The 9,760-nt window shown below is 65.9% G+C and carries 9 protein-coding genes; 3 read left to right on the top strand and 6 right to left on the bottom strand.

The genetic code is table 11. From position 1 onward, the window contains the following. Nucleotides 1–1,276, top strand: a 1,276-nt coding sequence (locus tag HUK82_RS12035; protein WP_256127009.1) for a porin family protein, incomplete at its 5' end; no start/stop codon positions are given. 33 nt (nucleotides 1,277–1,309) lie between these two features. Here the strand turns inward: HUK82_RS12035 and HUK82_RS12030 are convergent. Beyond that, entirely contained in the window at nucleotides 1,310–3,907 is a 2,598-nt protein-coding gene (locus HUK82_RS12030; protein ID WP_212647992.1) for an HWE histidine kinase domain-containing protein, read from the bottom strand. A 381-nt stretch (nucleotides 3,908–4,288) separates the two neighbouring features. On the opposite strand from HUK82_RS12030, the gene HUK82_RS12025 reads away from it, so the two are divergent. Beyond that, nucleotides 4,289–5,014, top strand: a complete 726-nt coding sequence (locus HUK82_RS12025; protein WP_176614193.1) for a Crp/Fnr family transcriptional regulator — start codon at nucleotides 4,289–4,291, stop codon at nucleotides 5,012–5,014. Between the two features lie 18 nt (nucleotides 5,015–5,032). On the opposite strand, the gene HUK82_RS12020 is transcribed toward HUK82_RS12025, so the two are convergent. The 5 genes from HUK82_RS12020 to HUK82_RS12000 form a co-directional block, all read right to left on the bottom strand. After that, a complete protein-coding gene (locus HUK82_RS12020) occupies nucleotides 5,033–5,599 on the bottom strand; it encodes a biliverdin-producing heme oxygenase (protein WP_176614192.1) in 567 nt (188 codons plus the stop codon). A 16-nt stretch (nucleotides 5,600–5,615) separates the two neighbouring features. Then, entirely contained in the window at nucleotides 5,616–6,995 is a 1,380-nt protein-coding gene (locus HUK82_RS12015; protein WP_246495394.1) for an amidohydrolase family protein, read from the bottom strand. 85 nt (nucleotides 6,996–7,080) lie between these two features. Next, entirely contained in the window at nucleotides 7,081–7,728 is a 648-nt protein-coding gene (locus tag HUK82_RS12010; protein ID WP_176614190.1) for a nucleoside/nucleotide kinase family protein, read from the bottom strand. Between the two features lie 100 nt (nucleotides 7,729–7,828). Continuing rightward, on the bottom strand, nucleotides 7,829–8,758 hold the full coding sequence (panS, locus tag HUK82_RS12005; RefSeq protein ID WP_176614189.1) for a ketopantoate/pantoate/pantothenate transporter PanS: 930 nt from the start codon (nucleotides 8,756–8,758) through the stop codon (nucleotides 7,829–7,831). 61 nt (nucleotides 8,759–8,819) lie between these two features. Next, nucleotides 8,820–9,263 carry an Lrp/AsnC family transcriptional regulator gene (locus tag HUK82_RS12000; RefSeq protein ID WP_176614188.1) on the bottom strand — a complete coding sequence of 148 codons (444 nt, stop codon included), beginning with the start codon at nucleotides 9,261–9,263 and terminating at the stop codon, nucleotides 8,820–8,822. A 140-nt stretch (nucleotides 9,264–9,403) separates the two neighbouring features. Between HUK82_RS12000 and HUK82_RS11995 the strand changes: the two genes are divergently transcribed. Next, a partial coding sequence (locus tag HUK82_RS11995; protein WP_317134859.1) for an alanine racemase occupies nucleotides 9,404–9,760 on the top strand: 357 nt, incomplete at its 3' end.

Genomic DNA, 9,760 nt, shown 5'->3' with positions numbered 1-9,760 from the left:
CAGCGCGCAGGCGGCCGAGCGCGCCCTGACCTCCGCGCGGGCCGAGATCAACAGTCCCAGCGTCGTGCGCGTGGCCAAGTATGTCCCGGGCAAGGGGGTCACCTTCCATGCCGGCCAGATCGATATCAATTTCTCCGGTTTCGTGAACGGGTTCTATACGTTCAACAGCCCGGGCGGCGGCCGCCCGGTCGCCGGCGGCATCTCGACCGGCTCAAGCGGTTTCGACACGTCGGGCGTGCGCAACGGCCTGCTGCCGGCGGGCCTCCTGGTCAAGGTCAGCACGACGCAGGACGGCCTGGACATGTCGGCCAATTTCGGATTCTACCCCGGCCTGAACAACAACGATCCGGGCGCCTTCAACGCCAACAGCGGTGGCAGCGCGGTGGGTCTGGGCACGGCGGGCCTCGATGTGCGTCAGGTCTTCGCCACGGTCGGCAACGCGCGTATCGGCACGTTCAAGGTCGGACGCGATCTGGCCCTGTTCGGCGCGGACGCGATTCTGAACGATGCAACGCTCCTGTCCGTCGGCTCGACGGGCAGCAATGCCAATCCGGCCAATACGTCTCTGGGGCGTATCGGCGTCGGTTATGTGTATGCCGACTGGATTCCGCAAATTTCCTACGCCTCGCCGACCTGGAAAGGGTTGCAGGGCACGATTGGCATTTTCACACCTCTTGACGAATATAACTATGCTGGCAGCGGCTACTCCGCAGCAAACAGCCAGCACAGCGCGCCGATGATTCAGGGCAAGGCAACCTATGACGTCACGCTCGGCGATCTCAAGGCACGATTCTGGTCGAGCTTCCTGATCCAGCATCAGCAGCACCTGACCAGCAGCGCGATCCCGACCACGCAGAACCGCAGCACGACGGCCGAAGCCGCCGATGTGGGCACCAAGCTGACCTACGGGCCGTTCGAAGGGGTGGCGTATTACTATTACGGCAGCGGCCTCGGCACGACGGGACTGTTTTTCGACGGCGTCAGCGCAAGCGGTCGCAAGCGCGATTCGGAAGGCTATTACGTGCAGGGTGCCGTCAAAGTCATGCCGCGCCTGAAATTCGTCGGCAGCTACGGCGTCAGCAATCTGTATCAGGCACCGGGGGAATCGATCCCGCTTCTGGTACGGCGCAACCAGTCCGAAGTCGGCGCGGGGTACTATAACCTGACCGACTGGCTGACGCTGATGGCCGAATACGCCCACACGGAATCGGCCGCCCATGGTCCGAACCACAACAAGGACAACACGGTCTCCGCCGGTGCCGCACTCTTTTTCTGAAAACGCCTGAGCGCGGCCGGGCGCGCTCCGACCTCAGGGTTGCGGTGCGGCGGCAGGGCCGTGGCACACGTCGAACGCTTCGGCGATCTGTGCCGACAGGGCATTGAGCACGACGGGCTTGCGCACGACTGGAATGTGCCGAAAGCGCTCCGGTATCATGACGTTGTCGCCATAGCCGGTCGCAAATACGAACGGAATGTTCATCGCAACCAGAAGATCGCCGATGACCGCCGACGTATCGTCGTTCAGGTTGAAATCCAGAACGCCCACGTCTGGCCGGAATGTTCCCAGCGCCAGACGGGCATGAATCGCGTCGGGCGACAGTCGCACCTCCAATGCGCCCAGCTTGCGCAGCATATCCTCCGTGTCGAGCGCAATCAGCGACTGGTCTTCAAGAAGCAGAACGGACTTGCCCCGCAGGGGCTGTCCGGCGACTGCCGGGAGCACGGGGGCGACAGTGGACGGGACGGCCTCTCTGTCAGAAACATGGCGTCCAGGAACGCCGAGTTTCACGATCAGGCCCGCGGGATCATACGTAATGTCGACGCTGCCGCCCAGATCATAGGTCACCGCGCTCTGGATCAGGCGCGAGCCGAACCCCTGGGCGACGGGCGTCTTCACCGGCGGGCCGCCCGACTCACGCCAGGTGATCGTGCAGGACCCGTCCTCCGCGCGCTCCCACGCGATATCGACCAGACCCTCCGCCACGGACAGCGCGCCATACTTGGCCGCGTTGGTCATCAGTTCGTGGATTACCAGCGCCAGCGCGCCAAACGCGCGATCGTTCAGGCACAGCTGTTCACCCGACACGGTAATGCGATCGACACCGTCGCTGCCCCGATGCAGCCCGGCTTCCGCAGCGATCAGGGTCGCCAGATCGCCGCCCACGCTGTGGCTGATGGACTGGTCGTGCGCGAACGCCAGTGCCCGCAAACGCCCTTCCAGCGCCGAGGAGTAGTCCTCGACCGTTGCCGCGTGCGTTCCGGTCTGAAGCGCGATCGACTTCACCAGCGTGATGATGTTCTTCACGCGATGATTCAACTCGTCATTGAGAACGCGTCGGCGATGCTCCAGCCGGTTGCGTTCCTCGGCGGTGATTTCATGCTGTTTGAGGAAGATATCGCGCAGGTAGGTCCGAACTGCCTCCGCCACGCCCTGTTCGGCGTCACGCCACGGGCGGGACTGGTGACGAACGTCCTCGCGCCACAGGTCGAAGCTGCCACGCGGGCTGAGCCGTGGACCGTGGGCCCCGGGAACCACACGCTTGACGGGCTCTCCGGCCCAGACCACCTCGTGTGCTTCTTCGCTTCTGAAAAAGATAAGGTAGTCACGCGGCGTTGCCGAAAGGGGCACGGCCATCGCACCGGCCACGTTCGTGCCGTACACGTCCTTGCCGGTGCGGCGCCGCAGGTCCTGCGTATGCCACACGCTTGAACGCGTTGCCTCGGCATCGCTGCCGGACGCGCGGCTTTCATGCGCGAGATAGGACACCAGATCGGACGCTTCGGCCGCACTTGGCGCGTCGCCGGTGCTCGTCCACCGATCGTTGATCCACACGCCCACACCCTGACAGTCGACAAGCGCCATGAAATCGCTGACGTGACGCTGCAACGCATCGACCAGCGTCTCGCCCGTCGAAAGGGTGGCCAGAATGTCGTCCAGCCGACGCCGGGCCACGGCGGACGCGACCATCTGCGCCCGTCGCTCCGCGATGGAGATCTGAAGCGAGAAATACTGCACGAACAGTTCCGCGCCGATCCGCATCGAAATTGGCGTGATCCGGGGCGAGTCGTGATGGCACGAGATCAGGCCCCACAGTTCCCCGTCCACCACGATCGAGAGCGACATCGACGCCGACACCCCCATGTTCTGCAGATATTCGCAGTGAATGGGCGAGACCGAGCGCAATTGCGCGAACGACATGTCCACGGGCTGTTCGCCCGGTTCAAGCGCGGGCCTCAGCACGTCAGGCTGATAGGACGCGTCGCCGATCATCCGCACGGTGTTCAGCAGATAGAGCCTGCGGGCCTGATAAGGAATGTCGGCGGCGGGAAAGCGCTGGTCCATGAAGCTGTTGAGTGTGGGCCGCCGCGCCTCGGCGATGACCTGACCCGCGCCGTTATGAAGGAACTGATAGACCATGACGCGGTCATAGCCGAGCATCGCGCGCACAAGACGTGCCCCGGCACGGGCCAGCGCATCGACTTCGGTCTCAAGCCCGATGCGACGGATCAGCGTCTGCGTGAAATCGAGTGCTTCCTGCGCGCTGCGCGTGCCGTCCATCGACGGTTCGAGTTCGACAAACACCCGGTCGCGGTAGCGATGAATCGTCGCATCGAACAATGTCTCGGTATGGTCGAGCGAGACGCCGAGCACCACACCCGCGACCTCCGACCCACCCGACCGCGCGGCGGCATTACGAACGTCGTGGACCGCCTTGTGTCCGATAATGGCCGCAAGCGGCGTGCCGCGCGTCAGCGGTTCGGGGAATCCCGTGATCGCGCAGACATTGGACGACCAGTAGACGACATCGAAGCTGGAGGGATCGAGGACCAGCATGGCCCCGTGCGGCTGGATGCTGCCGGGGATATGAATCGGCTCCAGATCGCAGTTGGTCAGATCGACTTTCACGACTGGCTGCCGTGGGTGCTGGCACACGCGTCGGTCGACGCAAAGTGCACCACAGCGACACAGGCGGCGGAACGAATCACGCCGGAAACCGATATAACCGTGTCACACAAAGGAAAAGAGTGCATCAATGTCCGTCACTGTCCCACTCGTCGAACCACACACTCGGCGGCAATACGCGGCACACACCGGCATTTCGTCCGCACTTTCCATACCGAGATCGCGCGACGGACTTCACGTCTCGATTTAGCCAACCGACCATCGAGACACCGTGCGCACCGCCGCGCGGCGGCCATGGCGGCTCGAATGTTTCTTGGTGACATAACTTTGCCCTCCTGTCTGTTCAAGAGTGAACACACAGGACAACTCCGGTGAAATTCGCTTATGACGGTTTCCCCCGACACGTTCGGCACAAATGACTTTCTGGCAGCCCTGTCGGCAGACGATCGTGAGAGATTACGGCCGCGCCTGCGCGAAAGCGATCTGGCGCCCGGCACCATCCTTCAGCATGCGGGCGAGGACGTGACGTCCACGTGGTTTCCATGCGGTGCCGCGATGGCCAGTTTCTGCGTGGAAGAGATGGACGGCCGGACCGTCGATGTCGCGGCGGTCGGCCGCGAGGGTGCGATCGGCGGGATCGTCTCGCACGGCAGCCTGCCGTCGTTCTCCACCGCCACCGTCCGCTTTGGCGGCACATTCCTGCATATGCCGATCGTCGAGCTGGAACAGGCGCAGGAACAGTCGCCGCACCTGCGCTACTGGTTCGCCCGGTATTCCGACTGCCTTCTGGCGCAGATCTTCCAGAACTGTGCCTGCAACGCCACGCACAATGTCGGCCAGCGGGCCGCGCGCTGGCTGTTGGCGGGGATCGACCGGACCGGTTCGACCGACCTGCGCATGACACAGGAGCAACTGGCCGACATGCTCGGCGTCGGTCGACCCTTCGTGAACCGGGTCATCTCGACTCTGCGCGCCGAGGGTATCGTGGCGACGGCGCGCGGACATATCCGCATTCTCGACCGCAGCGCCCTGGAAAAGCGGACCTGCGCGTGCACGAACCTGACGCGCCAGCATTTTTCAACCGTGTTCGGCGCGCTCTACACGTCCTGACCCTGCCGGACCGAGCCCTCAGCCGTCCGCGCCGGCCAGCGTATCGAGCGCACGAAATGCCGCCCGCGCGGTGTCGAACATCGCCTGCGCGGCGGCGAGAGCCTGCTGCCCGTCGTAGTCCGGCGCGGTGTCGAGCGCTTCGACAAACGCGCGCCAGGACGATCCGTCCGTCTGTTCGGCCAGATGCCGCGCGCCATGTTCGCGGTCGAACCCCAGCGCCAGCGCCTGTTGCCGCAGGAGCCGCGCGCCCATCGCCGACCCTTCGAGCACGTACGCGCCGCCCAGCAGGGCCGACCGGCTGTCGAGCCGCAACGGTGCAATCGCGACGGCCACCGGTGATAGGCCCAGCGCCGACAGATCGTCACGCAAAGCCGGCGCTATCGGGCGCGGTCGCACCGCCACCGGCAGGTCGGACCAGTCGCCGCGCGCCAGAGCCTGCTCCGCGTGGGAGCGAAACGCCTCCATGCCCCGCAGGTACCGGGCGTAGGCGCCAGCATCGGTAAGCGTGCCCACCATGTGATCGAGGGTCTCATGCCCGGTCCGCGTGCCGTCGCGCAGCGCGAACCGTCGTGCGCCGACGGCCATTATCGCCCCTCCCGCGTCAGAACGACGCACCCCGAACACCGCCGCGCCAGACCTGCTCGATTCGGTCGACCGCGGTGATGTCGGCGCTGGGGTCCGCGCCGAGAATCACCAGATCCGCACGCCGACCTACCGCGATCGATCCCCGGTCGTCGAGCTTCATCAGCGCCGCGGCCCGGGAGGTAGCCAGACTTAGTGCCTCAAGCGGCGTCAGACCGGCCTGCACATACAGCCGCAGCTCACGGTGCTCGGCATAGCCCGGAATGCGCAGCGGCATCGCGCCGGAATCCGTGCCGAAGCCGACATTGACACCCGCGCGCACCAGACGGACGAGGTTCTGCTGGTTCATGGCCACAGCCCTGCGCGAGGCCTCCGCCAGGGGCGCGTTCAGGGTCTTCTGGCGCCATGCGGCATCGGAGAATTCGGCCCGCAGCGCCGGGTCCAGTCCCTGCGCCAGTTCTGGCTGGTCGATCAGGCCAGGTTCGGCCGCGTAAAGATAGCTGGCTTCGTCCAGCTGGATCGTCGGGATGTACCACGTGCCCGCGCGCTTCATCGCGTCGATCAGCGCCTGGTCGACCGGCTGGTCGCGGACGCCATGGGCAAGGATGTCGGCATGGGCGGCCACCATCAGCCTAGCGTAGCGCAGATCGTGAATATGGACGGCAACGCGCAGCCCGCGCGCATGCGCCTCCTCGATTGCGGCCTGCCAGATGGCGGGCGACATGATGGGCAGGCCAGGCTTTCCCGCGACCCCGTTGCGGAAATCGTCAACCCACAGCTTGACGAGGTCCGTTCCCTCGTCCGCCATCCGGTCCACCGCCGCGCGGGCGTCCTTCGGTGTCGCGGGACGCAGGATCTGGCCCGGGTCGGCGTGCATCATGCCGTCCGGCGGCGCGCCACCGGGTACGCTGATCCCCTGATCCACCCCGAACAGATCGGCGCCCGCGTTCGTGCCGGCGTGCTGCTCGCGCCGCAGGGTGTCAAACAGGGGCGATTTGGTCACGCCGAGCGCCGTGACGGTGGTCACGCCATACGCCTCATACTGGCGCAGGGCGGCCAGAATCACGGCGCGCGTGAAGTGGCCGCCATCCACCGTGGCACCCTGCACCAGCCCCACATGGGAATGATCGGACATCAGGCCCGGTATCATGGTGTCGCCGGCAAGATTCAGCACCGTCGTGCCGGCAGGCACGGGCGGTGCGGGATCGCTTGCCGTAATCGCGGCAATGCGTCCGTTCTCCACCAGAACGGCGCGATCGGGCTGCGCGGGCGCACCCGTTCCGTCAATCACCCGGACATGCGTGAACAGAACCGGCGGCGGCCCGACGGGCGCCCCGGCGCGGGCAACGGCGGCCGTGCCAGCAACCGACGCGGCAAGGCAGGCAAGCAGGCGGAGCATCATGCGTTTCATCCCGGTCTGTTCCGATCGCACCCACCCTGCCCCAGCTCCCGGCTCAGGACCAGCGGGAGCGGTACCGTGGCGTTCACGCGTGCCAGGGCACCACGAGATCGGCCCGCGCCCGCGTGGCTTCGACCAGACGCGCATTGGGCATGTCGGTACGCATCACCCAGTCACGCGCGTCGGCATCGGTGCGGCCGAAACGGCAGTGACGCCCGACGAGGCGGCGCACGCGTTCGTCTTCGGGCACGTCCACATACCAGCAGGCATCCAGACACCCGCGCACGCGCGACCAAAAGCCGCCGTCGTGAAGCAGATAATTCCCTTCGCTGATCACAAGCCTTACGGAATCGGGCACCGCGATCGCCCCGGCCAGCGGTTCCTCCAGCGTCCGGTCGAAAAACGGGGCGTAGACCCATTCGCCCGGCCGCGACACCCGCAGACGGTCCAGAAGCGCGACATAGCCCAGAACATCGAACGTGTCCGGCGCCCCCTTGCGTCCGGCCCGACCAAGCCGTTCAAGTTCGCGCTGCGCGAGATGAAACCCGTCCATCGGCACGACCATCGCAGCCCCGCCGACCGCCGCGACCAGCGCCTCGGCCAGGGTCGATTTTCCAGCCCCCGGCGGCCCCGCGATCCCCAACACGACCCGGTCCCCGCGTGCGAGCAATGCCTCCACGCTCCGCAAGGCATCAGGCGGCACAGGGGGAAGGAGACTGGGCAGCAGATTCATCGACGATGTCCTCAAGCGGTCGAAGCGTCACCATAGCAGCACCCCACCCACGCCCTATCCCACGCCGCTGCGCACACGCATACGTGACGGGCACGTCGTATCATGCACCTTCTGCATGTGTCGGGCGCACCGGCCGTGACGACCAGAGCGATGCCAGCACGGAGCCGGAGATGTTGTGCCAGATCGAAAACACCGCGCCCGGCAGGGCGGCGAGAGGGGCGAAGTACAGTCGCCCCAGCGTCGCGGCCAGACCGGAATTCTGCATCCCCACCTCCAGCGCCAGCGTCCGGCACACCGACTCGTCAAACCCCAGCGCGCGCCCGCCCCAGTAGCCGCCCAGCAAACCGATACCGTTGTGCAGGATCACGGCCGCCAGCACCGTCGGGCCGGCGTCGGTCAGTGCCGGACTGACGCCCGCCACGACACATCCGATGATCAGCAGGATCGACACCATCGCGACCAGTGGCAGGGCTGGCTCCACGCACCGGACCCCTCGGTGAAACAGGCCATTCACCACCATGCCCGAGGCGATGGGGAGCGCCACGATCTCGACGATGCTGCGCAACAGGCCCCAGCTGTCGACACTCACACCACTGGCGACATACAGACGCACCAGAACCGGCGTGGCGATGATGCCCACCAGCGTCGAGAGCGTGCTGATGCTGACCGACAGCGCGACATCCCCGCGCGCGAGATAGATCATCACGTTGGACGCCGTGCCGCTCGACACGCAACCGACCAGGATCATGCCGGTGGACAGGGCCGGCGCCATGCCGAACAGGCGCGCCAGCGCCCACGCGGCCAGGGGCATCACCAGATAATGCAGCCCCACGCCGGCCAGAACCGGACCCGGGCGACGCGCGATGCGAACGAAATCCGCTGGCACCAGCGTCACTCCCATCGTGAACATCACCAGCGCCAGCAACGGTGTCACGATCCACGCCACGGCGACGAACGGGGCGGGATGCAGGACCGCCGCCAGAGACAGCAGCAACGCCCACAGCGGGAACAGACGTGTCACGAGGGTCATGCGGCAGTGCTTTCCAGCGAAGGACGGGACGCGCGGATGTGCGGCACCGGACGGACGGCCGTCAACGCTGCACCACCGGGCGAATGGCAAAGTTGCTCTGGATCCGCACCACGCCGGGCAGACGCGACAGCACGTCCTTGTGGATGCGTTCGTAGTCCGCCATGTCGCGCGCCTCGACCCGGACGAGATAATCGGAATCGCCGGTCATCAGATAACACTCGCGGATATCGGGGCTCTCGCGCAGGCGTGCCTCGAAACGCCGCATGCCGTCTTCGGTCTGACGTTCCAGCGTGATGTGCACGATGACGGTCGACATGTTCTGCGCCGCGCGCTCATCAATGACGGCGCGATAGCCCCGGATGACTCCCTCTGCTTCCAGCAACCGGACGCGGCGCAGACAGGCCGAGGGCGACAGGCCGACACGCGCGGCCAGATCGGCGTTGGTCACGCGCCCGTCGTGGCGGAGGTGACGCAGAATCGCGTCGGTCACCTTGTCGAAGATCATGATAGTCGAAATCACCGTTCATGCGCAGATATGCGCACCTTATGGCATATTTCGCATGATCCTGCACCTCATTGGCAGGACATTGCGCACGATGTCCTCGTATTGTTTCGTTCTGCGTTTCTTCAGCCGCCGGTGTGCCCGTGTCGTTGCCCTGTCCCCAGCCCTCCACCGATCCGTGGCCCGTCAGCCGGGCCGGCGCGGTTCTGACCATCGATCTTGATGCTATCGTCGCCAATCATCGACGTCTGGCCGCGCAGGCCGGCGGGGCAACGTGCGCCGCGGTGCTGAAGGCCGACGCCTATGGCGTGGGCGCGCAACAGGTCGCAACGGCCCTCGCCCACGCCGGTGTGCGCGAGTTCCTGGTCGCCCATGTCGACGAAGGGATCAGCCTGCGCGCCTGGGTTCCGACGGACGCACGGGTCACGGTTCTGCATGGCCCGCGTCCGGGTGCCGAGGCCGACTGCGCCCGGCACGCCTTGCGCCCGGTCCTGAACACG

Source organism: Ameyamaea chiangmaiensis (assembly GCF_013376175.1).
Taxonomy (GTDB): domain Bacteria; phylum Pseudomonadota; class Alphaproteobacteria; order Acetobacterales; family Acetobacteraceae; genus Ameyamaea; species Ameyamaea chiangmaiensis.
This window is presented reverse-complemented; position numbering and strand designations above follow the sequence as displayed.